Origin of the sequence: Streptomyces polyrhachis (genome assembly GCF_042663125.1) — a bacterium.
Lineage (GTDB): Bacteria > Actinomycetota > Actinomycetes > Streptomycetales > Streptomycetaceae > Streptomyces > Streptomyces polyrhachii.
On sequence record NZ_JBHSZO010000058.1, the window covers coordinates 1 to 24,274 of the forward strand.

Below are 24,274 nucleotides of genomic sequence, written 5' to 3' on the forward strand. Positions count from 1 at the left end.
GGCGCGGCTGGCGGCGCCGGGCGCCCATCGAGGCGCTGATGCCGCTGAAGCTCGCTCGCTACGGCGTCCCGCTGGCGCAGACCTCCGCCGAGGGCCTCGCGGCGGCGGGCATCGACGTGCCGCAGCCGTCGCCCGTACTCCAGCAGCAGCCGCAGCCCGCACTCGACCCCGCGCCCGCGCCCACTCCCGCCGAGCCCCCCGAGCCCGCCAGGCCGCTGCTCCCCGCCCAGCGCTCCGAGCCGCCGCTCTTCCGGTCCTACGAGCCCGCCTCCCGCCCAGACGACCCCGAGCCGGTGGGCTCCCCGGCGTCCGCCGCCGGCGCGGGCCGGCGCTCCCTGGGCACGGGCCGGGCGAACGGCCACCGCCCCGCGCCCGTACCGCAGTTCATGGCGCCCCCGCCGCTGCCGGAGCCGGAGCCCTACCCCGAGGCGCCCTTCGAGGACGACGACCTCCACGCGGGCGACGACGACCCGCGCGGCAGCCTCCCGGACGACATCCCGCTGGAGGACGCCTACTACGGTGCGTTCCTCAACTACCTGCGCCAGGTGGGTGTTTACCCCAGTCCCACCCAGTTCGCCCTCTACCTCCAGGACCACCACGGCGTCCAGGTCAACGGCAACTCCCTGTGGAACCACATCCAGGAGTTCCGCCAGCGCTACGAGGAGTCCCAGACCGGCTGACCCCCGGCCTCCGGACGACCCGCGGGAGCCGTACGCTTGGCGCCCGTGACTGACTACGACGTACTGCGCGTCTTCTGCGGCCCGAGCGGCGGGCACGGCAACCAGCTCGGTGTCGTCCGCGAGGGCGGGCGGATCCCGGAGCCGGAGCGGCGCCAGGAGTTCGCGGCGAAACTCGGCTTCAGCGAGACGGTGTTCGTCGACGATCCCGAGCGCGGCGCGATCGACATCTACACCCCCACCCTGCGCCTGCCCTTCGCCGGCCACCCCTGCGTGGGCACGGGCTGGCTGCTGGACGTGCCCGAACTGGTCACCCCCGCCGGGGTGGTGGGCGTACGCGACGACGGCGAGTTCACCTGGATCGAGGCGCCCGCCGACTGGGCGCCCCCGCGCACCCTGCGCCAGTACGCCACCCCGGAGGAGGTCGACGCCCTGGCCGTCCCGCCGCCGGGCGAGTGGGTCTACGCCTGGTCCTGGCAGGACGAGTCGGCGGGCCGCGTGCGCGCCCGCGCCTTCCCCGGCCGCGACGACGGCATCGCGGAGGACGAGGCCACCGGTGCGGCGGCCCTGCTGCTCACCGCCCATCTGGGCCGCGCCCTGAACATCTCCCAGGGCCGGGGCTCCCAGCTCCTCACCGCCCCGCAGCTGGACGGCCTGATCGAGGTGGGCGGCCGGGTGCGGCTGCTGACGGACCTGCCGGGCCGCTGACCGGTCCGCGCGGCTGCGTCAGCGCAGCAGCCGGCGCTCCTTGGCGACCGTCACCGCAGCCGTGCGCGTGTCGACGCCCAACTTGTCGTAGATGCGCCCCAGATGGGTCTTGACCGTCGCCTCCGAGATGAACAGCGCGCGGGCGATGGCCCGGTTGCCCAGCCCCTGGGCGAGCTGCTCCAGGATCTCCTGCTCGCGCTCGGTCAGGGCCGCCGCCGGGGTGCGCAGGGCCGTCATCACCCGCGAGGCGACCGGCGCGGAGAGCGCGGAGCGCCCCTGCGCCGCCGCCTCGATGGCGGCGAACAGCTCCTCGGGCCGTTCCGCCTTCAGCAGGTAGCCCGTCGCGCCCGCCTCGATGGCGCGGGTGATGTCGGCGTCCGTGTCGTAGGTGGTGAGGATCAGGACGCGGGGGCCGCCGAGGGCGACGATCCGCCGGGTCGCCTCGATGCCGTCCATGCCGGCGCCGCCCAGCTGCAGGTCCATGAGCACCACCTGCGGGTCGAGCTTCGCCGCCAGCGCGAGCGCCTCCTCCCCGCTGCCCGCCTCGCCGACCACCTCGACACCCTCCCCGCTGGCGAGCAGGGCGCGCAGTCCCGCCCGTACGACCGCGTGGTCGTCGCAGAGCATGATCCGTACGGTCATCGCGGGCTCCCAGGGAATCGGCATCGAGACCACTGTGCCCTCCCCGGGCGCGGACTCCGCACCCAGTGTGCCGCCGAGCCGCGCCGCGCGCACTCGGGTCGCCCCGGGCCCAAGGCGGCACGTGTCCGTTCGGACCATTCGGACAGGCATTCCCCCACATACCACTTTAGTGTCATGAAAAGCAAGGCCCTGCATATCAGCCGATCGGTTGATAGAGGCCGACCCCGTCGGTTGACGGGACCGGCCCTCCGCCAGGCCGAACATGGATACAGCGAGCCGGACAGGCCGCGCCGCGATCCACCCAGCATCCCCGGTCCGTCCGGTGAAAACGAAGCCAACAGGAGAGCCCCGTGAAGAAGATGACCCTGCGTGCCCGTGTCCTGACCGGTGCCGTCGCCGCCGCCGTCCTCGGCGGTACCGCTTTCGGCGCCGTCGCCGCGAACGCCGCTCCCTCCGCCCCCACCGGCGGCTCCTCCACCGACAGCGCGACGGCCGGCGCCGGCGCCAAGGGCGTCTTCGAGACCAAGCACCTGACCGTCGAGGCCGCCACCATGGCCGCGCAGGAGGTGCTGAAGGCCGCGAAGAAGGACAACCAGCGCGTCTCCGTCGCGGTCGTCGACCGCAACGGCAACACCATAGTCAGCCTGCGCGGCGACGGCGCCGGCCCGCAGTCGCCCGAGTCGGCCGTGCGCAAGGCGTTCACCGCCGTCGCGTGGAACGCCAAGACGTCCGACCTCGTCAAGCGCCTGGAGCAGGCGCCCAACCTGAAGGACATCCCCAACACGCTGTTCCTGGGAGGCGGCGTGCCGGTGCAGCTGGCCGGCGCCCCGATCGCGGGCATCGGCGTGGCCGGCGCCCCGCAGGCCACGCAGGACGAGGCATACGCCCAGGCCGGCGTGGACGCCCTGAACCTGAAGTAGCAGCGCGGGCCGGCGGCCCCTTGCGGCACGGAATGCGGGCGGGCCCCGTACCCACTGTGGGTACGGGGCCCGCCCGCATTCGTACGGGGAGCTGCCGTGCGGCCCTGCGCCGCCTACTCCCCGATCAGCTTGCGCACCCGCTCGGCGCCCACCGCCAGCAGCAGCGTCGGCAGCCGCGGCCCCGTCTCGTCGCTGACCAGCAGCCGGTACAGCAGCGCGAAGAAGCTGCGCTGCGCCGCCTTCAGCTCCGGCGTCGACGCCTTGGCGGCCGGATCGAGACCTGCCTGGATCTTCGGCACCGCGTAGACCAGCGAACTCAGGCCCTCCAGCGACCAGTTGGCCTCCAGCCCCTCGGCGAGCAGCCGCAGCGAGGCGCGCTGGGTGTCGTCCAGCGAGTCCAGCAGCCCGGTGTCGGCCTCCTCGCGCACCCGGGTGCGCTCGGCGGGGTCGACCTGGGTGCTGATCCACCGCTCGGCCCGGTCCAGCCGGGGCCGCGCCTCGTCCAGCGAGGCCAGCGGGCGCTCGGGGTCGATCTCGCTGAGGATGCGCAGCGTCTGGTCGTCGTGCCCGGCGGTGATGTCCGTGACGGAGGCGAGCATCCGGTACGGCAGCGGGCGCGGCGTGGTGGGCAGCGCACCGGCGGCGGTGGCGGAGGCGCGGGAGTACGCGGCCGTGTCGCCGGGGAGCGCGGAGCCGTCGGCGACCTTGGCGGCGAGCCTGTCCCACTCGTCGTAGGTGCGCTGGATCTCCTGGTCGAAGGCGATCTTGAAGGACTGGTTGGGGCGGCGGCGCGCGTACAGCCAGCGCAGCAGCGCGGGCTCCATGATCTCCAGCGCCTCGGCGGGGGTGGGCACGCCTCCCTTGGAGGAGGACATCTTGGCCATGCCGCTGATGCCGACGAAGGCGTACATCGGCCCGATGGGCTGCTCCCCGCCGAAGAGGCCGACCAGCTGCCCGCCGACCTGGAAGGACGAGCCGGGCGAGGAGTGGTCGACGCCGGAGGGCTCGAAGACGACGCCCTCGTAGGCCCAGCGCATCGGCCAGTCGACCTTCCAGACCAGCTTGCCGCCGTCGAACCCGCTCAGCAGCACGCTCTCCGCGTGCCCGCACTCGCAGGTGTAGCGCAGCTCGGTGGTCTCCTCGTCGTAGGAGGTGACGGTGGTGAGGTCGCGGTCGCAGACGGTGCAGTAGGGCTTGTACGGGTAGTACGCGCCGCCGGCCGTCGAGCCGTCGTCCTCGCCCGCCGCGCCGGAGCCCTCGGCGGCGGCTACCTCGGCCTCATCGAGGGGCTTTTGCCCTTGCTTCCTGGGCTGGGCCTTGGTGCGGTACTGCCCCAGGACGGCGTCGATGTCCCCGCGGTGCCTCATGGCGAAGAGGATCTGCTCGCGGTAGGCGCCCGCGGTGTACATCTCCGTCTGGCTGATGCCGCGGAAGTCGATCCCCAGCTCGCCGAGCGCGGCGACGAGCGGCTCCTTGAAGTGCTCGGCCCAGCTCGCGTGCGTACCGTCGCCGCAGGGGTCGGGCACGGAGGTCAGCGGCTTGCCGATGTGCTCGCTCCACGAGGCGTCGACGCCGGGCACCCCCTGGGGGACCTTACGGAAGCGGTCGTAGTCGTCCCAGGAGATCAGGTGCTCGCAGGGCAGCCCGCGGCGCTTGATCTCGTCGGCGACGAGGTGCGGGGTCATGACCTCGCGCAGGTTGCCCAGGTGGACGGGCCCGGAGGGGCTGATGCCGGAGGCGCAGACGATCTTCTCGACGGGTTTGCCCTGCGCACGTCGCTCCGCTTCGGCGATGACCTCGTCGGCGAAACGTGAGACCCAGTCGGCGGTCTCGGCGGGAGCACCCACAGTCCATGTCCTCTCTGGTGCGGCGCGATCGTCTGGTGCGATCGGGGTACGGAACCCGGCCCGCGCCCCTGTCGGGACGGGCCTGTGAGGGCTCCGCGCGGCCATTCTCCCAAAGAAATCACCTTGCTGTCGCATGGGATACTGAGGCCCGAAACGTCATCCCCCGCACCCCCTCCAGGAAGGGCGACCAAGCCCATGGCCTCCGTCCCGTCCCTGTCCGCCCAGGTCCAGCAGCGCCTCGACGCCGCCCTGTCCTCCGCTCTGCCGGAGGCGGCCGGTGCGGACCCGCTGCTGCGCCGAAGTGACCGGGCGGACTTCCAGGCCAACGGGATGCTGGCGCTCGCCAAGAAGCTGGGCGGCAACCCGCGCGAGCTGGCCGCCCAGGTCACCGGGGGCGTGGAGCAGGCGGGCCTGATCGAGGGCATCGAGGTCTCCGGCCCCGGCTTCCTCAACATCACCCTGGCCGACGGTGCGATCACCCGGACCCTCGCCGCCCGCTACGCCGACGCCCGCCTGGGCGTACCGCCGGGCGCGGACCCGGGCACCACGGTGGTCGACTACGCCCAGCCCAACGTGGCCAAGGAGATGCACGTCGGCCACCTGCGCTCGGCGGTCATCGGCGACGCGGTGGTGCGGATGCTGGAGTTCACCGGCGAGAAGGTCGTCAGGCGCCACCACATCGGCGACTGGGGCACGCAGTTCGGGATGCTCATCCAGTATCTCGACGAGCACCCCCAGGAGTTGGAGCACGACGGCGGCGCGGCCAGCGGCGAGGAGGCCATGTCGAGCCTCAACCGGCTCTACAAGGCCGCCCGCGAAGTCTTCGACGCGGACGAGGAGTTCAAGACCCGCGCCCGGCAGCGGGTGGTCGCCCTGCAGGCCGGCGACCCGGAAACGCTGGCGCTGTGGCAGCGCTTCGTGGACGAGTCGAAGGTCTACTTCTACTCCGTCTTCGGCAAGCTCGACATGGACGTGCGCGACGAGGACATCGTCGGCGAGTCCGGCTACAACGACATGCTGGCCGAGACCTGCCGGCTGGTCGAGGAGTCGGGCGTGGGGGTGCGCTCGGAGGGCGCGCTGTGCGTGTTCTTCGAGGAGTTCAAGGGCCCGGACGGCAAGCCCACCCCGCTGATCGTGCAGAAGTCCGACGGCGGCTTCGGCTACGCGGCCACCGACCTGTCCGCGATCCGCGACCGGGTGTTCCAGCTGAAGGCCGACTCCCTGGTCTACGTGGTGGACGCGCGCCAGGGCCTGCACTTCAAGATGGTCTTCGAGACGGCCCGGCGGATGGGCTGGCTGGCGGAGGGCGTCACGGCGGTGCAGCTGGCGTTCGGCACGGTGCTGGGGGCGGACGGCAAGCCCTTCAAGACCCGGGCCGGCGCGACGGTGCGCCTGGAGGACCTGCTGGACGAGGCGACGGAGCGGGCGAGCGCGGTCGTACGGGAGAAGGCGCGGGACCTGACGGAGGCGGAGATCGCCGAGCGCGGTGCGCAGGTCGGCATCGGCGCGGTGAAGTACGCGGACCTGTCCACCTCGGCGGCCCGGGACTACAAGTTCGACCTCGACCAGATGGTCTCCCTCACCGGCGACACCTCGGTCTACCTCCAGTACGCCTACGCGCGGATCCGGTCGATCCTGCGCAAGGCCGGCGAGCGGGGCCCGGCGCCCCACCCGGAGCTGGCGCTGGAGCCGGCCGAGCGGGCGCTCGCGCTGCACCTGGACGCCTTCGGCCAGGTCGTCACGGAGGCGGCGCAGGAGTACGCGCCGCACAAGGTCGCGGCGTACCTCTACCAGCTGGCGTCGCTGTTCACCGCGTTCTACGACCAGTGCCCGGTGATCAAGCCCGAGCCGCCGCTGGCGGTCGCGGAGAACCGCCTCTTCCTCAGCGACCTCACCGGCCGCACCCTCCACGAGGGAATGGCTCTGCTCGGCATCCGTACGCCCGAGCGCCTCTGACCGCACCGCCCCGGCGCCCCGCCCGACCCCGTGTCCGGCGGGGCATCGGCGTGCGGGCACCCGATCGGCGCAGCCCGGCCTCCGCCGGCGGGGAATCCGCAGGGCGGCCCACCCGGCGTGCGCACGGCGCCGGTTGCGGCTATTCCTGAGGGGACAGGCGCACTCACACAAGGCTGGGGTCCGATGCTCGACGACGCGATGCTGGTCCGCCGTACCATCGCGCTCGCCCACCGCAGCGTGGTGCAGGGCGGGCGGCCCTTCTCGTGCGTCGTCGCCCGCGACGGCGTGGTCGTCGCGGAGAGCAGCCCGCAGACGGAGGCCGAGCTGCACGCGGAGGTCCAGGCGGTGCACGCGGCGCGCGCCCGGCTGGGGAGGTCCAAGCTCTCCGGCTGCCAGATCTACGCCATCGCGCAGCCCTGCACGCCCTGCCTCACGCTGTGCCACGAGGCCCGCCCGGACGTGGTGGTCTACCTGGCCCTGCGCGAGGAGTACGACCCGTACTACCCCTGCGAGATCCCGCAGAAGGACTTCACGGGCCGGCTCCCGCAGACGTACCTGCAGGAGCCGGACGCGGTGGACGTGTGCAGGCTGTGGGCGGCGAACCGCCACCACCCGTGAGACCTCAGTAGTCCCGGCGCAGCCAGCCCGCGGCCTCGGTGGCCCAGTAGGTGAGCACGATGTCCGCGCCCGCCCGCTTGAAGCTGGTCAGCGTCTCCAGCACCGCGCGCTCGCGGTCGATCCAGCCCTTCCCGGCGGCGGCCTCGACCATCGCGTACTCCCCCGAGATCTGGTACGCGGCCAGCGGGACGTCCACCTTCGCGGCGAAGTCGGCGAGCACGTCCAGATAGGGCAGCCCGGGCTTGACCATGACCATGTCCGCGCCCTCGGCGAGGTCGAGCTCCAGCTCGCGCAGCGACTCGCGGAAGTTCGCCGGGTCCTGCTGGTACGTGCGCCGGTCGCCCTTGAGGGAGGAGCCCACCGCCTCGCGGAAGGGGCCGTAGAAGGCGGAGGCGTACTTCGCGGTGTAGGCCAGGATCGCCACGTCCTGGCGGCCGATGTCGTCCAGCGCCTCGCGGACGACGGCGACCTGCCCGTCCATCATGCCGCTGGGGCCCACGACATGGGCGCCCGCGTCGGCCTGGACCTGCGCCATCTCGGCGTAGCGCTCCAGGGTGGCGTCGTTGTCGACGCGCCCGGCGGCGTCCAGGACCCCGCAGTGGCCGTGGTCGGTGGTCTCGTCCAGGCAGAGGTCGGACATGACGACGAGGTCGTCCCCGACCTCGGCGCGCACCGCGCGCAGGGCGCTCTGCAGGATCCCGTCCGGGTCGGTCCCGGCGCTCCCGGCGGCGTCCTTCGCGGACTCCTCCGGCACCCCGAAGAGCATGATCCCGCCGACGCCGGCCGCGACGGCCTCCGCGGCGGCCTTGCGGATGCTGTCGTGCGTGTGCTGCACGACGCCCGGCATCGAGGAGATCGCGACCGGTTCGGCGATGCCCTCGCGTACGAAGGCCGGCAGGACGAGATCGGCGGGATGCACCCGGTGCTCGGCGACCATCCGCCGCATCGCGTCCGTCCCCCGCAGCCGCCGGGGCCGTACGACGGGACCGTCACCCAACACGCTCACCACGCCTTCCTCTCCACGCACACTGCCTCTCCACGAACACGACCGGGGCAGCCCCGGCCCTCGACTAGGTACTCAGACCGCCCGGGGCTTCCTGCGCGGCCTGCGCTCGCTGGGCCGCGTGACCGGCTGGCCCGCCTCCAGCGCCGCCGTCCGCCGCCGGGTGCCGAACTCCGCCAGCGCCACCGCCAGCGCGTGCACCGACGGCTCGGGGGCCATCACGTCGACCCGCAGCCCGTGCTCCTCCGCCGTCTTGGCGGTCGCCGGGCCGATGCAGGCGATCACCGTGACGTTGTGCGGCTTGCCCGCGATACCGACCAGGTTGCGCACGGTCGAGGAGGAGGTGAAGAGCACCGCGTCGAAGCCGCCGCCCTTGATCGCCTCGCGGGTCTCCGGCGGCGGCGGCGAGGCGCGCACCGTCCGGTAGGCCGTCACGTCGTCGACCTCCCAGCCCAGCTCCTTCAGCCCCGCGACCAGCGTCTCCGTCGCGATGTCCGCACGCGGCAGGAACACCCGGTCGATCGGGTCGAAGACCGGGTCGTACGGGGGCCAGTCCTCCAGCAGCCCGTGCGAGGACTGCTCACCGGAGGGCACCAGATCGGGCTTGACGCCGAACTCCACCAGCGCCCGCGCCGTCTGCTCGCCGACCGCCGCGACCTTGATCCCGGCGAAGGCACGCGCGTCGAGCCCGTACTCCTCGAACTTCTCCCGCACGGCCTTCACCGCGTTCACCGAGGTGAAGGCGATCCACTCGTACCGTCCGGTGACCAGGCCCTTGACGGCCCGCTCCATCTGCTGCGGGGTGCGCGGCGGCTCGACCGCGATGGTCGGCACCTCGCTGGGCACGGCGCCGTAGGAGCGCAGCTGGTCGCTGAGCGAGGCCGCCTGCTCCTTGGTCCGGGGCACGAGCACCTGCCAGCCGAAGAGCGGCTTGGACTCGAACCACGACAGCTGCTCGCGGCGGGCCGGCGCGCTCTGCTCGCCGACCACGGCTATCACGGGCTGGCCGCCGTCCGCGGAGGGCAGCACCTTCGCGGCCTTCAGCAGCTGCGCCACCGAGCCCAGGGTGACGTTGAGCGTGCGCTGGCGGGTGGTCGTACCGGCCAGGGTCACCGACATCGGGGTGTCGGGCTTGCGCCCGGCGGCGACCAGCTCCTTGGCCGCGGCGACCACGCCGTCCAGCGTCGTGGAGACCACGGCCGTGCCGTCGCTCGCGCCGATCTCGCCCCACAGCCGCTCGCTCGCCCGGCGCGCGTCGACGAAGCGCACGTCGCCGCCCTGCGGGTCGCGCAGCGGCACCCCGGCGTAGGCGGGGACGCCGACGGCGGAGGCGATACCGGGCACGACCTCGAAGAGGACACCGGCCGCGGCGCAGTCCAGCATCAGCTGGGAGGTCGCCTCACCCAGCCCGTCGAGGCCCGGATCACCGGGCACCGCGAGGACGACCCGCTTGCCGCCGCGCGCGGCCTCCATGACAAGATGTGCCGCACGCGCGGACGTTGACGCCGCGCCGGCCGCACCGCCCCCAGCCGCGTCCTGCACCACCTCGTGCAGGTGGGGCACGGCGGCCCCGGCCCGGCAGTGCGCCGTCACCACGGACAGCACCTGCGGGTCGGCGACGAGCACGTCGGCGGCGGCCAGGGCCTCCACCGCCCGCAGTGTCAGCAGCCCGGGGTCTCCGGGGCCGGCACCGAGGAAGGTGACGTGGCCGAGCGCGGTGCGGCCGGCAGCGCCGTGCGCTCCGGGATCGCCCGTCTCGTTACTCGTCGGCTTGTTCGACGGCATGGGGCTCAAAGTGCTCGCTCCCCCATCAGACCGGCCGCACCCTTGGCGAGCATCTCGCGCGCGAGTTCGCGCCCGAGTGCCACGGCGTCGTCGTGCGACGCCGGTACGGGACCGGTGGTGGACAACTGCACCAGTGTGGAGCCGTCGGTGGTGCCGACGACGCCGCGCAGGCGCAGCTCGTTAACAGTGGTCGTACCCGACTCGTCGGTGTGCAGGTCGGCGAGCGCGCCCACGGGCGCGCTGCAGCCGGCCTCCAGTTCGGCGAGCAGGGTTCGCTCGGCGGTCACGGCGACCCGCGTGTACGGGTCGTCGAGCTCGGCGAGCTGGGCGGCGAGGTCAGCACTGCCTACCGGCGCCGCTGCGCACTCGACCGCCAGTGCCCCCTGGCCGGGGGCGGGCAGGACTGCGTCCGTGGAGATCAACTCCGTGGCATCGGCGCCGCGTCCCATCCGGTTGAGCCCGGCGGCGGCCAGGACCACCGCGTCGAGCTCGCCGTCGTGCACGTAGCCGATGCGGGTGTCGACATTACCCCGGATCGGGACCGTCTCGATCCGCTTGCCGAGCGAACGGGCCCAGGCGTGCAGCTGCGAGGCGCGGCGCGGGGAGCCGGTCCCGATGCGCGCGCCGTCCGGCAGCCCGGCGAAGGTGAGCCCGTCGCGGGCCACCAGCGCGTCGCGCGGGTCCTCGCGGGGCGGCACCGCGGCGAGCAGCAGCTCGGCGGGCTGCTTGGTGGGCAGGTCCTTCAGCGAGTGCACGGCGAGATCGATCTCACCGCGCGCCAGCGCCTCGCGCAGGGCGGTGACGAAGACGCCGGTGCCGCCGATCTGCGCCAGGTGCTCGCGGGAGACGTCACCGTACGTGGTGATCTCCACGAGCTCGACCGGGCGTCCGGTGATCTCCTCGACCGCTCGGGCGACCAGCCCGGACTGCGCCATCGCCAGTTTGCTGCGCCTCGTGCCGAGGCGCAGGGGCACGGTGGTGTTCTCGCTCACCCGTGGCCCCCCTTTTCCGTGAGGTTGTCCATCGGGTTGTCCGCGGGGCCGCCCGTGAGGTCTCCGAGGCCGGTCGCCGGGCCGGAGAACCCCTGGGGCGCGGGGCCGTCCTGGGCCGTGGAGCCGTCCGCCCGGCTGACGGCCGCGACCGCCTCCTGGTCCAGGTCGAAGAGCTTGCGCAGCGCGTCCGCGTAGCCGGCGCCGTCGGGGGTGCCGGCGAGCTGCTTGACCCGGACCGTCGGCGCGTGGAGCAGCTTGTCCACCACCCGGCGCACGGTCTGGGTGATCTCGCCGCGGGCCCGCCCGTCCAGCTCGGGCAGCCGCCCGTCCAGGCGGGCCAGCTCCGCCTCGACCACGTCGGCGGCCATGGTGCGCAGCGCCACCACGGTGGGCGTGATGGTCGCCGCGCGCTGGGCGGCGCCGAAGGCGGCCACCTCGGCGGAGACCAGGGCGCGCACCAGGTCCACGTCGGCGGCCATGGGGGCGTCGGCGGAGGCCTCGGCGAGGGACTCGATGTCGGTGAAGCGCACCCCGGGCAGGCGGTGGACGGCGGCGTCGACGTCGCGGGGCATCGCCAGGTCCAGTACGGACAGGGGCGGCCCGGCGGGCGGGCGCCGCGCGGCGACCGCCTCGGCCACCTGCTCCGCCGTCAGGACGAGCCCCGTGGCGCCCGTACAGGAGACCACGATGTCGGCGGCGGCCAGCTCCTCGCGGACCTTGGCCATCGCGACGGCCCGTACCAGCTGCCCCGGGGCGCCCTCGCCCAGGCCGCGCGCCAGGCGCTCGGCGCGCTCGGGGGTCCGGTTGGCGACGGCCAGCTCGGCCACCCCCGCCCGTACGAGCGTGGCGGCGGCCAGCGAGGACATCGAGCCGGCCCCGATGACCAGCGCCCGCTTGCCCGCCGCCCAGTCCGCGACCGGCGCGCCCGCGGCGAGCTGCTCCAGGCCGAAGGTCACCAGCGACTGGCCGGCCCGGTCGATGCCGGTCTCGGAGTGCGCCCGCTTGCCGACCCGCAGGGCCTGCTGGAACAGCTCGTTGAGCAGCCGCCCGGCGGAGTGCAGCTCCTGCGCGCGGCCGAGGGCGTCCTTGATCTGGCCGAGGATCTGGCCCTCGCCGACCACCATCGAGTCCAGCCCGCAGCCCACGGAGAACATGTGGTGCACGGCGCGGTCGTCGTAGTGGACGTAGAGGTGGGGGGTCAGCTCCTCCAGGCCCAGCCCGGTGTGCCGGGCCAGCAGCGTGGACAGCTCGGCGACACCGCCGTGGAACTTCTCCACGGCGGCGTACAGCTCGACCCGGTTGCAGGTGGCCAGCAGCGCCGCCTCGGTGACGGGCTCGGCGCCCAGCGCGTCCGCGAGCAGCTTGCCCTGCGCGTCCCGGCTCAGCGCGACGCGCTCCAGGACGCTGACCGGGGCGCTGCGATGGCTCAGACCGACGACCAGCACGCTCATGCGGGCATCACGGCGGGGATGTCCCCGTCAGGCCCTGACCCGGTGTGCTTGGCGGCGGCGCGCGGCGGCGGACCCGCGGCGTGGGCGGCTCCCGCCTTGCCCTCGGCGTCCTCGCCGGCCTTGCGCTGCTCGTGGAAGGCGAGGATCTGCAGCTCTATCGAGAGGTCCACCTTGCGCACGTCCACTCCCTCGGGAACGGTCAGCACGGTCGGCGCGAAGTTCAGGATGGAGGTGACGCCCGCCTCGACCAGGCGGTCGCAGACCGGCTGGGCGGCGGCGGCCGGGGTGGCGATGACCCCGATGGAGACCCCGTTGGGAGGGGTGTCGCGGATGATCCCCTCCAGCTCGTCGGTGTGGCGCACGGCAAGTCCGGCGACCTGCTTGCCGGTCATGGCGGGGTCGGCGTCGATGAGCGCGGCGATCCGGAAGCCGCGGGAGGCGAAGCCGCCGTAGTTGGCCAGGGCGGCGCCGAGGTTGCCGATGCCGACGATGACGACCGGCCAGTCCTGGGTGAGGCCCAGCTCGCGGGAGATCTGGTAGACGAGGTACTCGACGTCGTAGCCCACGCCGCGGGTCCCGTAGGAGCCGAGGTAGGAGAAGTCCTTGCGCAGCTTCGCGGAGTTGACTCCGGCGGCGGCGGCCAGCTCCTCGGAGGAGACGGTGGGGACCGAGCGCTCGGAGAGCGCGGTCAGCGCCCGCAGGTAGAGCGGGAGCCGGGCGACCGTGGCCTCGGGGATCCCTCGGCTCCGGCTCGCCGCAGGTCGGTGAGTTCGGCCAGTTGCCACGGTGCTCCTGCCGGTTGCGCGGGAACGCGTTGACTGCGGTGCGCCGGGGCGCGCGCTCGGGTGCGTACCTCGGTGCACAGTCGGATGTGCTGTCGGTTCGGATGCTGCCGGTCCGGCAGGGACTGCCGGTCCGACAGGGTCGGCGGGGCGGCCGACCCGAGGGACAGGGCGCCCGTGCTGACAGCAGGCTATGCCTTTGTGAACGTGTGCACAAAGATGGTGTCCGATTTGCCCGGGCGAAGTGACCGGCGTCACGCATCTCACCCTTCGGCCCCCTTCCCCCGTCTCCGCGCACGTCACCGTACGCGGCTCAGCCGCCCAGCGCCCGGCGCAGCCGCTGCGGGTCGACCTTCCAGAACGTGTGCTGCTCGCCGTCGACCAGCACCACGGGGATCTGCTCCCAGTAGAGCCGGTGCAGTTCGGCGTCCTGCCCGATGTCCCTCTCCTCCAGGGACGCCCCGAGGTCCGCGCACACCTGAGCCACGACGGTGCGTGCTTCGTCACACAGATGGCAGCCGGGCTTCCCGATCAGCGTGACGGTGGAGTCGGCGGGGTTCTTGCGGGGCGCGCGGCGCAGGAGGGGACTCATACACCCCATTGTCCCGCCCGCCGGGCCGCCTTCCCCCGCCTGCGGGCGCCGCGTTGAACCCCTTGTAATGCGCCCGTCACCGGGCCGTCCCGCGTCCGCCGTTATGCTCGCGTCATGTCCGCCTTTGACTGGCTCACCACCCTGACCGGACGCAGGCGCTTCGCCACCGCACGCAGCGTGCTCGCGGGAGAGGCCGCGGCGGAGGCGGCGCGCAAGACCTCCCGGGAGTACGAGCGCGGGGAGCACGGGGAGCACGGGGAGGCCGCCGCCGCGGAGCCCGACGCCCCGGCGGCCGAACCGGAGTTCCCGGTGCCGGGCGACATCCGCGCCGCCGCCTTCTTCGACCTCGACAACACCGTCATGCAGGGCGCCTCGATCTTCCACCTGGGCCGCGGGCTCCACAAGCGCAAGTTCTTCCGCACCCGCGACCTGGCCCGATTCGCCTGGCAGCAGGCGTACTTCCGGCTGGCCGGCGCCGAGAACCCGGAGCACATGCACCAGGCGCAGGCCAACGCCCTGTCCATCATCCAGGGCCACCGGGTCTCGGAGCTGACGGAGATGGGCGAGGAGATCTACGACGAGTTCATGGCCGACCGCATCTGGCCGGGCACCCGCGCCCTGGCCCAGGCGCACCTGGACGCCGGGCAGAAGGTCTGGCTGGTCACCGCGGCCCCCGTGGAGACGGCGACGATCATCGCCCGCCGGCTGGGCCTGACCGGCGCGCTGGGCACGGTCGCCGAGTCGGTCGGCGGCGTCTACACCGGCCGGCTGGTCGGCGAGCCGCTGCACGGCCCCGCCAAGGCCGAGGCGGTACGGGCCCTCGCCACCGCCGAGGGCCTGGACCTTGAGCGCTGCGCGGCCTACAGCGACTCCGCCAACGACATCCCCATGCTCTCCCTGGTCGGCCACCCCTACGCGATCAACCCCGACGCCCGGCTGCGCTCCCACGCCCGCCGCCACGGCTGGCGGCTGCGCGACTACCGCACCGCGCGCAAGGCCGCGAAGGTCGGCATTCCGGCGGCGGCCGGGGTGGGCGCGGTCGCGGGCGGCGCCGCCGCGGCGGCGGCCCTGCACCGCCGGCGCCGCTGAGGCCCGTACCGCCGCCGTCCCCGCAAGAACCCCGCCAACTCCCGCAGCGGGCCCTCACGTCCCGTAACCGATCCGGTAGCGTGCATTCCGCATGCGCTGCCCAACAGGGCCGCCCGTCAGGGCCTTTACCACGGCGCTACCACAACACGCCAGAGAACAGCAGGGTTAGCGCAACCAACCGGTCAGCCGGGCCGCCCGATTGGATACTTCAGGAACCGCCAATCGGACAAGGATCGAACTGAACCGGTGATTTGGGCAACTGGGTGTAGCGCTCCCTGTACGAAGCGTTATTCTCCTCAGACGCACACCCGGTACCCACGCGTCCCACACGACGGGTGAACGGTCCCGCACCGAACGTGATGAAAGCTCTGCCTCTGGGAGTCCCGTGTACCGACACGTCGGGGTTGACACCTCGGGCCTGGCCGCGCTGCGCGCGCACGTGCTTGAACAACTGGCACTACTGCGCGGCTCCTTCGCCCCTGCCCCTGCCCTCGCGGGTATCGCCTACTCCCTGACGGACGGCAGGACGGGCGCCGCCGACGGCGCCACCGACGGAAGGGGCGCCGCGGCCCTGGGTGGCCGGCGCCCCACCGTCCCGCGCAGCACGGCCCACGAGCACCGGGGCGCCACCGCGGCTCCCCCCGCCGGCCCCTCGGGGCGCAGCCGCCCGCCCGGCCGCCCCGAGGGCGACGCGGTGCGGATGATGGACCTGGTGGAGCGCGCGCAGGGCGGCGAGGCCGAGGCATTCGGCCGCCTCTACGACCAGTACGCGGACACGGTCTACCGCTACATCTACTACCGCGTCGGCGGCCGGGCCACGGCCGAGGACCTCACCTCCGAGACCTTCCTGCGCGCCCTGCGCCGGATCGGCACCTTCACCTGGCAGGGCCGCGACTTCGGCGCCTGGCTGGTGACCATCGCCCGCAACCTGGTCGCCGACCACTTCAAGTCCAGCCGCTTCCGGCTGGAGATCACCACCGGCGAGATGCTCGACGCCAACGAGGTGGAGCGCAGCCCCGAGGACTCCGTCCTGGAGTCCCTCTCCAACACCGCCCTGCTGGAGACCGTCCAAAAGCTCAACCCCCAGCAGCAGGAGTGCGTTACGCTCCGGTTCCTGCAGGGCCTGTCGGTCGCTGAGACCGCCCGGGTGATGGGGAAGAACGAGGGGGCCATCAAGACCCTCCAGTACCGGGCGGTCCGCACCCTGGCCCGGCTCCTCCCGGACGACGCCCGCTGAGGAAGCACCCCTGCCAGGACCCCGACAGGACCCCCACAGGACCCACAGGACCCACAGGACTCCCGAGGACGATCCACGTTGGACTCCGCGATACCCGCCTCGACCGCCGCCGCATCCGAGGCCGCCGCTCTTCGACGGTCGGATAATCGTCGCCGCGTAACCCGACTGCCCCACCTCTCGTTGTGCGGGTTGCAGGACTCCCACGACCGCGCCGCCCGGTGCGGGCCTCACCCTTTCGGGTGCAAGTCCGTCCCGAGCACAACCCCCGGCCCGGCCTCGCGAGTCCAACGCCTGAGACCAAGAATCGAGAGGAGGTGCCGCCCGTGATCGGCTCCGTATCGGCACAGGCGAACGCCTTCGCCCAGGCCCTCGAAGAGCCCCTCCCCCCGGAGGCTCTTCAGGCGGACCCCGGGCAGGCCCAGCTGCTCGCCCTCGCGGGCGGCCTCGCGGCGCTGCCCGCCCCGGCGCTCAGCACCGAGGTGCGCACGGAACAGCGCGCGATGCTCGTCGCCGCGATGGAGCGGATGTTCGCGAGCGGCGAGGCCGCCGCGGGCGCCGTGCCCACTGCGTCCACGGCGTCCACCGTGCCCGAGCAGCGCCGCCGCGGCGCCCACCGCGCCAGCCGCGGGCCGCTCGCCGGCCTCTCCCGGCTGCGCCCGCGCTCCCGGCTCTCCCGCGGCGTCGCCATCGGCGGCCTCGGCGTCGGAGTGGCGGCCGGAGCGCTCAGCGGCGCGGCGGCGGCGAGCACGGACTCCCTCCCGGGCGACACGCTGTACGGGCTGAAGCGCGGGATGGAGGACTTCCGCCTCTCGCTCGCCGAGGGCGACTCCGAGCGCGGCCGGGTCTATCTCGACCAGGCCTCGACCCGGCTGCAGGAGGCCCGCCGCCTGATGGAGCGCGGCCGCGCCGGCGACCTCGACGAGGAGTCGGTGGCCGAGGTCCGCCGCGCCCTCACGGGCGTCAAGCACGACGCCGGCGAGGGACACCGGCTGCTCCACGAGGCGTACGAGTCGGACGGCCGACTGGGCCCGATCCAGACGCTGTCCAACTTCTCCGCCAGGCACCGCGGCGGCTGGAGCGAGCTGCGGACGCTGCTCCCGCAGCAGCTGAGCGACGTGAGCGCGGACGTCTCGCAGATCTTCGACGCCATAGACAGTGACGTGGCCCCGCTGAAGGACATCCTGCCCACCCAGGATCCGGCGAGCGAGTCCCCCGACGCCACCGCGACGGACCCGAGCGGCACCGTCCCCGGCGCCCCCGCCCCCTCGACGTCCCCCTCCCCAGGCGGTACGGGGACGGAGTCGGCCTCGCCCTCCCCCTCGGCCTCCGCGGGAGAGGACACCCCCACGGACGACGGCGGCGGCATCCTGGGAGGTCTCGGCGGCGACGCCCCGGCCACCAGCGACTCCCCCAGCAGCTCCCCCTCGGCCAGCCAGTCCCCGCAGGCGGACATCACCCTGCCGCCCCTGCTCCCGGGCCTCCTCCCGGGCCTGGGCATCGGCGAAGAGGAGTAGGACCGCGAACGGGGCCCCTTCCGAGTCGGAAGGGGCCCCGTTCGCGGTCCGTACGAACGGTCCTGCCTGAGAAGAAGCCTGCCTCAGAAGAAGACCGACCGCCGCTGCACCAGCAGCTTGTACAGCGTGTGCTGAATGGTCTCGCGCACCTGGTCGGTGAGGTTGAACAGCACCATCGGATCCTCGGCCGCATCCGCCGGATACCCGTCGGTCACCACCGGCTCCCCGAACTGGATCACCCACTTCGTCGGCAGCGGCACCATCCCCAGCGGACCCAGCCAGGGGAACGTCGGCGTGACGGGGAAGTACGGAACGCCCAGCACCCGGGCCACGGTCCCCGCGTTCGCGACCATCGGGTAGATCTCCTCCGCCCCGACGATCGAGCACGGCACGATCGGCACCCGCGCCCGCAACGCCGTCGAGACGAACCCACCGCGGCCGAAGCGCTGCAGCTTGTACCGCTCGGAGAAGGGCTTCCCCAGCCCCTTGAAGCCCTCGGGCATCACCCCGACGACCTCCCCCTGCTCCAGCAGCCGCTGCGCGTCCTCCGCACAGGCCAGGGTGTGCCCGGCCTTGCGCGCCAGCTCGTTGACCACCGGCAGCGTGAAGACCAGGTCCGCCGCCAGCAGCCGCAGCACCCGCTGGGCGGGGTGCTCGTCGTGGACGGCGAGCTGCATCATCAGCCCGTCCAGCGGCAGCGTCCCGGAGTGGTTGGCCACCACCAGCGCGCCGCCCTCGGCCGGGATGTTCTCCACGCCCCGCACCTCGACGCGGAAGTACTTCTCGTACAGCGGGCGCACCATCGGCAGCAGCACCTGGTCGTTGAGCTCGCGGTCGTAGCCGAACTCGTCCACCTCGTAGTCGCCGGTCAGCCGGCGGCGCAGGAAACTGAGGCCGCCCGCCAGCTTGCGGTCCCAGCCCTTCCCGAGCAGTTCCCCCCAAGCTCTTCGAGCAGGGGATGCCCCATGGACCAGCCCGCGCCCTTCCGCCGCACCCGCACCGTCCGCACCCGCGCGCGGGTCCGTGTCGGGGGCGTCGGGGACGTCAGGGGCTTCGGGCGCGGCCTGCGCACCGACCGCGCGGGGCGCCTCAGGCGGCTCGGCGCGGGCCGTACCCGACGGCTCACCGCCGCCCGGCCGCGTCGCGGACTCCGCCGCGTGCCCCGGCGGCGCTCCCGCCCCGCGAGCGCGCGGCGTGCGCGCCCGCCGCGGGCGGCGCGCACGATCGTCGTCAAAGGGAATGACCTTCGCCTCAGCCATGCCGGTCGCTCTCCTTCATCTCCTCGTCCCCACCGGCCCCGTCGAGCGGAGCCCCCAGCCGCACCGCCACCGCCTCGACCGCCCGCCCGACCGCCTCCGGCGGCAGCAGACCCGGCCGGCAGCTGTCCGCGAAGTCCGCGAAGGCCCCCGCCGTCGTGTACCGGGGCGTGAAGCCGAGCGCCTCACGCATCCGTGTGGTGTCGACCACCCGCCCGTGGGTGAGCAGCCGGATCTGCTCCGGCGAGAAGTCCGTCATCCCCGCCGACCGCAGCGCCGAGCCCACCCAGGTCACCGCCGGCAGCAGTACGGGCACGGTGGGCCGCCCGAGCCGCCGCGCCACCTGGGACAGCAGCAGCACCCCGTCGCCCGCGATGTTGAACGTGCCACTGATCACCGGGCTCGCCCTGCTCGCGGACACCCCCTCGCCGGCCGCCCGCAGCAGCACCCCGATGACGTCGTCCTCGTGGACGAACTGCAGCCGGGGGTCGTAGCCGAAGACCGTGGGCAGCACCGGCAGCGCGAAGTAGTCGATCAGCGGGGTCTCCGCCTGCGGACCGAGGATGTTGGCGAAGCGCAGCACCGTGACGGCCACGTCGGGCCGGCGGCGGGCGAAGCCCCGCACGTACCCCTCGACCTCCACGGCGTCCTTGGCGAAGCCGCCGCTGGAGAGCGCCTTGGGCTGGGTGGACTCGGTGAAGACCGCCGGGTCGCGGGGGGCGGAGCCGTAGACGTTGGTGCTGGACTTCACCACCAGCCGCTGCACGGACGGCGCCTTCTGGCAGGCCCCGAGCAGCTGCATGGTGCCGATGACGTTGGTCTCCTTCACCCCGGCCCGGCTGCCGCGCGGGGACAGGGGGGTGCCCGTCACGTCGAGATGGACGACCGTGTCGACGGAGTGCTCCACCAGCACCCGGCCGACGGTCGGCCGGCGGATGTCGGCCTGGACGAACTCGGCGCCGCCGAGCTGGTGGCGGGGCGGTACGGCATCGACGGCGATGACCCGGGAGACGCCGGGCTCGCGCTGGATCCGGCGCACCAGCCGACCGCCCAGATGCCGGGCGGCTCCGGTGACGAGCACGGTCTTCCCCACCTGCGGATCCGCCCTTCGGTCGTCAGAGCATCCACCGTACCGACTTGATGTTGCGACTCCGTGTCCGGGCGCACTGCCGCACCGGCCGGAAAAACCGAACCGCCACCCCCGTCCGGCAACGCGGTGGGGGCGGCGGTTCAGCTGCGCTGCCGCTTACTTCTTGTTGCGGCGCTGCACACGCGTACGCTTCAGAAGCTTGCGGTGCTTCTTCTTCGCCATCCGCTTGCGGCGCTTCTTGATTACAGAGCCCACGGCTACCCTCGATCTTTCTCTTCACTCGGTGCGGGGCATGGGCCCACACGACCTTCGTCGGCCTAGCCTACCCCCCGCAGGAGCGCACCTTGAAATCGCGGGGAACCGTCGGGCTTCCCTCAGGCGGACTCCACCCCCACATAGGACTCGCGGAGATACTCGTGCACCGCCTGCTCGGGAACCCGGAAGGACCTTCCCACCCGGATCGCCGGCAGATGACCGCTGTGCACCAGTCGGTACACGGTCATCTTGGACACTCGCATCAGTGCGGCGACTTCCGCCACCGTCCGGAACCTGACCTCGTTGAGAGGCCCACTCTCGCTTGCAGCCATGACACACCTGAACCTTCCGCACATGACGGGCACCGGCTTCCCCTCCGGTGACTCCTTGCTCGCATGCGCGCTCCTCACCAGAGTAGGGGCGGGTGAGGCAAGTGGGGAAGAGGAGTAGCGATCGGATGGCTACTGTGACAGACACGCTCGATTGAGTACATAGCGAGTAAGCGGTCGGTAGTAATCGGACCTCACCGCGTCATCAAGTGGAACCACGACGGACAACCGCCCCTCCCACTCCCCGACGAAGAGCGCCGGATCGTCGGCGTCCGCCGGACCCACCGCCTCAAACCCCAACTGACCTGCGCCGCAAGCCCATCCATGGTCGCCGATGACCAGTGCGGGCAGCGGCCCCGAGCCGGTCGCGGCAGCGGCGAGGGCCGCGCGCACGGGAAGGGGCGAGTGGGTGTGCACACCGGGGTCCGCGGCGTCGGTCCGCCCGCCCTGTTCCCGCAGCACCGCGACCCCTTCCGCGTAGGAAAGACGGTAGGTGCGTACTCCGAACTGCGTCGTTATATCGACATCTCCCCCCTCATGGGGGGTGAGGACCTCGCAGCCCGCCGTCGAGAGCGCCCTCGCCAACGGGGCGTAGAACTCCAGGAGTCGGCCCGGATGCCCGGTGCCCACGAGCACCGCCTCCCCCCGCCGCACGGCCTCCGCGAGCCGGTCGCCGAGGGCGTCGAGGGCGTCGAGCGTACGGTCGGGGTCGATCGTCTCGGTGCCGGAAATCCGCCCGGGATCAGGCGAGACCCCGCACTTCTCGGCCATCAGCCGCAGCAGGTCCGCGACCGACCAGTCCCGTTCGGGCTCCAGCCCGAGCAGCGCCCGGGGGTCGCGCGCCGCGAACAGAGCGTACCGGCGCAGGCTCTGATCCCGCGTGGTGGCGACGACACCCGCGATGCGCGCGCGCACCAGATGCTCCCTGAGCGCCCGGCGCTCGACGACATCGGTCAACATGGCGGCCATGCTTGCGTGTTGCCCGGCCCGCCCCCACCACATCAGCCGATGTTCCCCCGTACGGCGGGACTTGGGCTGCAAAGGGCGACCCGCCGCGCTCAGGGCAGCAGCCCCCGGGAGGGGAAGACCGCCCGCCGGGTCGCCCGCACCGCCTGGTCCAGCGCGGAGGCCGGGTCGTAACCCGCGTCCCAGTCCGCGTAGGAGGGCGTGAAGCCGTCCGTCATCCGGCGCGGGGCGCTCTGCCGGGTGTCCCGGTGGGCCCGCACCCGCCAGCCCTCCGGGACGTCCGCCGCCGGATCGATCGGGACGCCGGCGGCGATGGCCGCCAGGTGCGTCCAGGAGCGCGGCACCACGTCCACCACCGCGTAGCCCCCGCCGCCCAGCGCCAGCCAGCGCCCGTCCGCGTGCTCGTGCGCCAGCCCGTGCAGCGACTCCATGACCAGCCGCTGGGCGTCCAGGCTCACCGCGAGATGGGCGAGGGGGTCCTCGATATGGGTGTCGGCACCGTGCTGGGTGACGAGCACCTGGGGCCGGAAGTCCGCCAGCAGCTCCGGTACGACGGCGTGGAAGGCCCGCAGCCACCCCGCGTCCCCCGTCCCCGCGGGCAGCGCCACGTTCACCGCGCTCCCCTCCGCCGCCGGACCGCCGGTCTCCTCCGGCCAGCCGGTCTGGGGGAAGAGCGTGCGCGGATGCTCGTGCAGGGAGACGGTCAGCACCCGGGGGTCGTCCCAGAACGCCGCCTGCACCCCGTCCCCGTGGTGTACGTCCACATCCACGTACGCCACCCGCTCGGCGCCCAGCTCCAGCAGCCGCGCGACGGCGAGGGCCGCGTCGTTGTAGACGCAGAAACCGGCGGCGGCGCCCGCCATGGCGTGGTGCAGCCCGCCGGCGAAGTTCACCGCGTGCTCGGCGTCCCCCCGCCAGATCGCCTCGGCCGCCGCCACGGACTGCCCGGCGATCAGCGCGGAGACCTCGTGCATCCCCGCGAAGGCCGGCACGTCGGGCGTCCCGATCCCGTACGCCGCGTACGACCCGTCGTCCGCACCGTACGGATCAGCGGAGGCGGCCCGCACCGCGTCGACGTAGTCCGGCCGGTGCACCAGCCGCAGCGTGGAGGCACCCACGGCGGGAGCGGCGACCACCGCCGAGGCGGCCCTGTCCACACCGAACGCCTCGATGAGCCGCATGGTCAGCGCCAGCCGCACCGGATCCATCGGATGCCCGGGCCCGAAGTCGTACCCGGTGACAGCCTCGTCCCACATCAACAACCCACGCCCACTCATACCCGCCACGGTATCCGCCGACCGCCCGCCAAGCGGACCCCACCCACCCGCTCGTAAAGGTTCAGGCCATCCCGCATCCGCCCACCGCGCCCACTCGTCCTCCCCTTCGACAGCGTTTTCGCGCGACGAGGGGATCAGGAAAGTGACGCGCATACGGACAACACTCGCGGTGGCGGCAGCAGTCGGAGCCTTGGCGCTCCCCCTGTCCGCGGCCGGCCCCGCGACCGCGGACAGCTGCACACCGGAGCTGAAGGTGCTGGAGAGCACCGGCCACGCGGACTCCACCGCACAGACAGCGGTGCACGACCTGGGACCGAACGGCCTCGCGGTCGGCCAGTCCGGCGACGTCCCCGTGTACTGGACCGGCACCACCGTCCACCGGGTCCCCCTGCCCAAGGGCTTCACCCGCGGCACGGTCCGCGCCGTGAACTCCAGCGGCCTGATGGTCGGGGTGGTGACGGACTCCGCCTTCTCCACCAGTCGCGCCTTCTCCTACCGTCTCGGCTCACCACGCACCGTCCTGCTGCACACCACGGGCCGGAACTCCTCGGCCGCGGACGTCAACGACGCCGGCGTGATCGTCGGCACCCAGTCCCCGGGAGCCGGAGTCGTCTGGCAGCACACCCGTATCGTCCGCGAGCTCCCCGAACCCCTGCGCTCCGTCAACGAGGCCGGCACCACCATCGGGTCCGCGTTCAACCCCGACGGATCCGAGCAGTACCACCTGGTCGTACGCCCGCAGGGCACCACCGGCGGTCCGGCGACGCTCCTCCAGCCCGGGGTGTACCCCATCGGGGACGAGGAGTTGACCGGCGGCCAGGTCGACAACCACGGCCGCATCGTGGGCGGTCGGACGTTGCCGTACCCCTGGGCCCAGCAGAACGCGTACTACTGGGACAGCCCGTACGACGCCGCCGCCGGCGAGGTCCCGGCCCTCGCCGGCGCCTCGCTCGGCATCCACTTCAACGCGACCAGCCCGAACAGCGGCCTGACCGCGGGGAAGTCCCAGGGCTACTACCGCGACGAGGTCGGCTGGGCGGTGGAGCAGCGCGCCATCGTCTGGCCCGGCAGCGGCCCCGCCCTCGCACTGCCCCGCCTCTCCGACACCGAGCCCACGGAGGGCGCGGAGGCCCTGGCCGCCTCGGACACCGGCGACGTGGCCGGCTGGTCAGAGGACGCGGACGGCATCAGGCAGGCCGTCGTCTGGACGTGCGCGATGCAGCAGACGCTCTAGAACGCAAAAATGCCTCAACCCCCGAGCCGAAGCTCGGGGGTTGAGGCTAAAAAA

General features: G+C 73.1%; 22 protein-coding genes and 1 pseudogene. 9 read left to right on the plus strand and 14 right to left on the minus strand.

Translation table 11 applies throughout. The annotated features are described in order from the left end of the window. A pseudogene (locus ACFQLX_RS24385) lies at positions 1-680 on the plus strand (hypothetical protein); the annotation flags it as partial. Between the two features lie 45 nt (positions 681-725). Continuing rightward, positions 726-1,385: a PhzF family phenazine biosynthesis protein gene (locus ACFQLX_RS24390; protein ID WP_386418527.1), complete on the plus strand. Its 660-nt coding sequence runs from the start codon at positions 726-728 to the stop codon at positions 1,383-1,385. Between the two features lie 18 nt (positions 1,386-1,403). On the opposite strand, the gene ACFQLX_RS24395 is transcribed toward ACFQLX_RS24390, so the two are convergent. After that, positions 1,404-2,051 carry a response regulator gene (locus ACFQLX_RS24395; RefSeq protein ID WP_386418528.1) on the minus strand — a complete coding sequence of 216 codons (648 nt, stop codon included), beginning with the start codon at positions 2,049-2,051 and terminating at the stop codon, positions 1,404-1,406. A 326-nt stretch (positions 2,052-2,377) separates the two neighbouring features. Between ACFQLX_RS24395 and ACFQLX_RS24400 the strand changes: the two genes are divergently transcribed. After that, complete coding sequence (locus tag ACFQLX_RS24400; protein ID WP_386418530.1) at positions 2,378-2,947, plus strand: GlcG/HbpS family heme-binding protein; 570 nt, start codon at positions 2,378-2,380, stop codon at positions 2,945-2,947. 113 nt (positions 2,948-3,060) lie between these two features. Here the strand turns inward: ACFQLX_RS24400 and lysS are convergent, their stop codons facing one another. Further along, positions 3,061-4,794, minus strand: coding sequence for a lysine--tRNA ligase (gene lysS, locus ACFQLX_RS24405; protein ID WP_386418531.1), 1,734 nt, complete (start codon positions 4,792-4,794; stop codon positions 3,061-3,063). 195 nt (positions 4,795-4,989) lie between these two features. Between lysS and argS the strand changes: the two genes are divergently transcribed. Both argS and ACFQLX_RS24415 read left to right on the plus strand, forming a co-directional pair. After that, positions 4,990-6,750 (plus strand): arginine--tRNA ligase, encoded by a 1,761-nt coding sequence (gene argS, locus ACFQLX_RS24410; protein ID WP_386418532.1) that lies wholly within the window; start codon positions 4,990-4,992, stop codon positions 6,748-6,750. A gap of 183 nt (positions 6,751-6,933) precedes the next feature. Next, a complete protein-coding gene (locus tag ACFQLX_RS24415) occupies positions 6,934-7,368 on the plus strand; it encodes a deaminase (protein ID WP_386418534.1) in 435 nt (144 codons plus the stop codon). 4 nt (positions 7,369-7,372) lie between these two features. Here the strand turns inward: ACFQLX_RS24415 and hemB are convergent, their stop codons facing one another. The 6 genes from hemB to ACFQLX_RS24445 form a co-directional block, all read right to left on the minus strand. Continuing rightward, a complete protein-coding gene (gene hemB / locus ACFQLX_RS24420) occupies positions 7,373-8,374 on the minus strand; it encodes a porphobilinogen synthase (protein ID WP_386418536.1) in 1,002 nt (333 codons plus the stop codon). 72 nt (positions 8,375-8,446) lie between these two features. Further along, positions 8,447-10,156, minus strand: a complete 1,710-nt coding sequence (locus ACFQLX_RS24425; protein WP_386418538.1) for a bifunctional uroporphyrinogen-III C-methyltransferase/uroporphyrinogen-III synthase — start codon at positions 10,154-10,156, stop codon at positions 8,447-8,449. A 5-nt stretch (positions 10,157-10,161) separates the two neighbouring features. After that, positions 10,162-11,148 (minus strand): hydroxymethylbilane synthase, encoded by a 987-nt coding sequence (gene hemC, locus ACFQLX_RS24430; protein WP_386418539.1) that lies wholly within the window; start codon positions 11,146-11,148, stop codon positions 10,162-10,164. Then, positions 11,145-12,599: a glutamyl-tRNA reductase gene (locus ACFQLX_RS24435; RefSeq protein ID WP_386418541.1), complete on the minus strand. Its 1,455-nt coding sequence runs from the start codon at positions 12,597-12,599 to the stop codon at positions 11,145-11,147. The genes hemC and ACFQLX_RS24435 overlap by 4 nt, the downstream gene beginning before the upstream one ends. Beyond that, positions 12,596-13,384, minus strand: a complete 789-nt coding sequence (locus ACFQLX_RS24440) for a redox-sensing transcriptional repressor Rex (protein ID WP_386418542.1) — start codon at positions 13,382-13,384, stop codon at positions 12,596-12,598. The genes ACFQLX_RS24435 and ACFQLX_RS24440 overlap by 4 nt, the downstream gene beginning before the upstream one ends. Positions 13,385-13,694: 310 nt before the next feature. Beyond that, positions 13,695-13,973, minus strand: coding sequence for a glutaredoxin family protein (locus ACFQLX_RS24445; protein WP_386418544.1), 279 nt, complete (start codon positions 13,971-13,973; stop codon positions 13,695-13,697). A 114-nt stretch (positions 13,974-14,087) separates the two neighbouring features. Here ACFQLX_RS24445 and ACFQLX_RS24450 point away from each other — a divergent pair, with 114 nt between their 5' ends. The 3 genes from ACFQLX_RS24450 to ACFQLX_RS24460 all read left to right on the plus strand — a co-directional run bounded on the left by ACFQLX_RS24450 (position 14,088) and on the right by ACFQLX_RS24460 (position 17,813). Further along, the gene (locus ACFQLX_RS24450; protein WP_386418545.1) at positions 14,088-15,062 is read left to right on the plus strand and encodes an HAD family hydrolase; all 975 of its coding nucleotides are present in this window, start codon (positions 14,088-14,090) and stop codon (positions 15,060-15,062) included. A gap of 385 nt (positions 15,063-15,447) precedes the next feature. Next, positions 15,448-16,299: an ECF subfamily RNA polymerase sigma factor, BldN family gene (locus tag ACFQLX_RS24455; RefSeq protein WP_386418546.1), complete on the plus strand. Its 852-nt coding sequence runs from the start codon at positions 15,448-15,450 to the stop codon at positions 16,297-16,299. A 323-nt stretch (positions 16,300-16,622) separates the two neighbouring features. Further along, positions 16,623-17,813, plus strand: a complete 1,191-nt coding sequence (locus tag ACFQLX_RS24460) for a DUF5667 domain-containing protein (RefSeq protein WP_386418547.1) — start codon at positions 16,623-16,625, stop codon at positions 17,811-17,813. A gap of 83 nt (positions 17,814-17,896) precedes the next feature. Here the strand turns inward: ACFQLX_RS24460 and ACFQLX_RS24465 are convergent, their stop codons facing one another. The 6 genes from ACFQLX_RS24465 to ACFQLX_RS24490 form a co-directional block, all read right to left on the minus strand. Further along, positions 17,897-19,072, minus strand: coding sequence for a lysophospholipid acyltransferase family protein (locus ACFQLX_RS24465; protein ID WP_386418548.1), 1,176 nt, complete (start codon positions 19,070-19,072; stop codon positions 17,897-17,899). Beyond that, positions 19,065-20,162, minus strand: a complete 1,098-nt coding sequence (locus tag ACFQLX_RS24470) for an NAD-dependent epimerase/dehydratase family protein (protein ID WP_386418550.1) — start codon at positions 20,160-20,162, stop codon at positions 19,065-19,067. The genes ACFQLX_RS24465 and ACFQLX_RS24470 overlap by 8 nt, the downstream gene beginning before the upstream one ends. A 153-nt stretch (positions 20,163-20,315) precedes the next feature. After that, positions 20,316-20,414, minus strand: a complete 99-nt coding sequence (locus ACFQLX_RS24475; RefSeq protein ID WP_003948845.1) for a 30S ribosomal protein bS22 — start codon at positions 20,412-20,414, stop codon at positions 20,316-20,318. A 119-nt stretch (positions 20,415-20,533) separates the two neighbouring features. Next, positions 20,534-20,746, minus strand: a complete 213-nt coding sequence (locus tag ACFQLX_RS24480) for a helix-turn-helix domain-containing protein (RefSeq protein ID WP_194293069.1) — start codon at positions 20,744-20,746, stop codon at positions 20,534-20,536. Positions 20,747-20,875: 129 nt separating this feature from the next. After that, positions 20,876-21,703 (minus strand): phosphatase, encoded by an 828-nt coding sequence (locus ACFQLX_RS24485; protein ID WP_386418553.1) that lies wholly within the window; start codon positions 21,701-21,703, stop codon positions 20,876-20,878. A 98-nt stretch (positions 21,704-21,801) separates the two neighbouring features. Continuing rightward, positions 21,802-22,986: an acetoin utilization protein AcuC gene (locus tag ACFQLX_RS24490; protein ID WP_386418554.1), complete on the minus strand. Its 1,185-nt coding sequence runs from the start codon at positions 22,984-22,986 to the stop codon at positions 21,802-21,804. Positions 22,987-23,176: 190 nt separating this feature from the next. On the opposite strand from ACFQLX_RS24490, the gene ACFQLX_RS24495 reads away from it, so the two are divergent. Beyond that, positions 23,177-24,220, plus strand: coding sequence for a hypothetical protein (locus ACFQLX_RS24495; RefSeq protein WP_386418556.1), 1,044 nt, complete (start codon positions 23,177-23,179; stop codon positions 24,218-24,220). Positions 24,221-24,274: the final 54 nt, after the last annotated feature.

Bases quoted from the DNA above. Each gene is read 5' to 3' on its own strand.
- ACFQLX_RS24425 (WP_386418538.1), bottom strand. From the start codon at position 10,156: ATGCCGTCGAACAAGCCGACGAGTAACGAGACGGGCGATCCCGGAGCG.
- argS (WP_386418532.1), top strand. From the start codon at position 4,990: ATGGCCTCCGTCCCGTCCCTGTCCGCCCAGGTCCAGCAGCGCCTCGAC.
- ACFQLX_RS24395 (WP_386418528.1), bottom strand. From the start codon at position 2,051: ATGCCGATTCCCTGGGAGCCCGCGATGACCGTACGGATCATGCTCTGC.
- ACFQLX_RS24435 (WP_386418541.1), bottom strand. From the start codon at position 12,599: ATGAGCGTGCTGGTCGTCGGTCTGAGCCATCGCAGCGCCCCGGTCAGC.
- ACFQLX_RS24445 (WP_386418544.1), bottom strand. From the start codon at position 13,973: ATGAGTCCCCTCCTGCGCCGCGCGCCCCGCAAGAACCCCGCCGACTCC.
- ACFQLX_RS24485 (WP_386418553.1), bottom strand. From the start codon at position 21,703: ATGTTGACCGATGTCGTCGAGCGCCGGGCGCTCAGGGAGCATCTGGTG.
- ACFQLX_RS24465 (WP_386418548.1), bottom strand. From the start codon at position 19,072: ATGGCTGAGGCGAAGGTCATTCCCTTTGACGACGATCGTGCGCGCCGC.
- ACFQLX_RS24415 (WP_386418534.1), top strand. From the start codon at position 6,934: ATGCTCGACGACGCGATGCTGGTCCGCCGTACCATCGCGCTCGCCCAC.
- ACFQLX_RS24490 (WP_386418554.1), bottom strand. From the start codon at position 22,986: ATGAGTGGGCGTGGGTTGTTGATGTGGGACGAGGCTGTCACCGGGTAC.
- ACFQLX_RS24450 (WP_386418545.1), top strand. From the start codon at position 14,088: ATGTCCGCCTTTGACTGGCTCACCACCCTGACCGGACGCAGGCGCTTC.
- ACFQLX_RS24480 (WP_194293069.1), bottom strand. From the start codon at position 20,746: ATGGCTGCAAGCGAGAGTGGGCCTCTCAACGAGGTCAGGTTCCGGACG.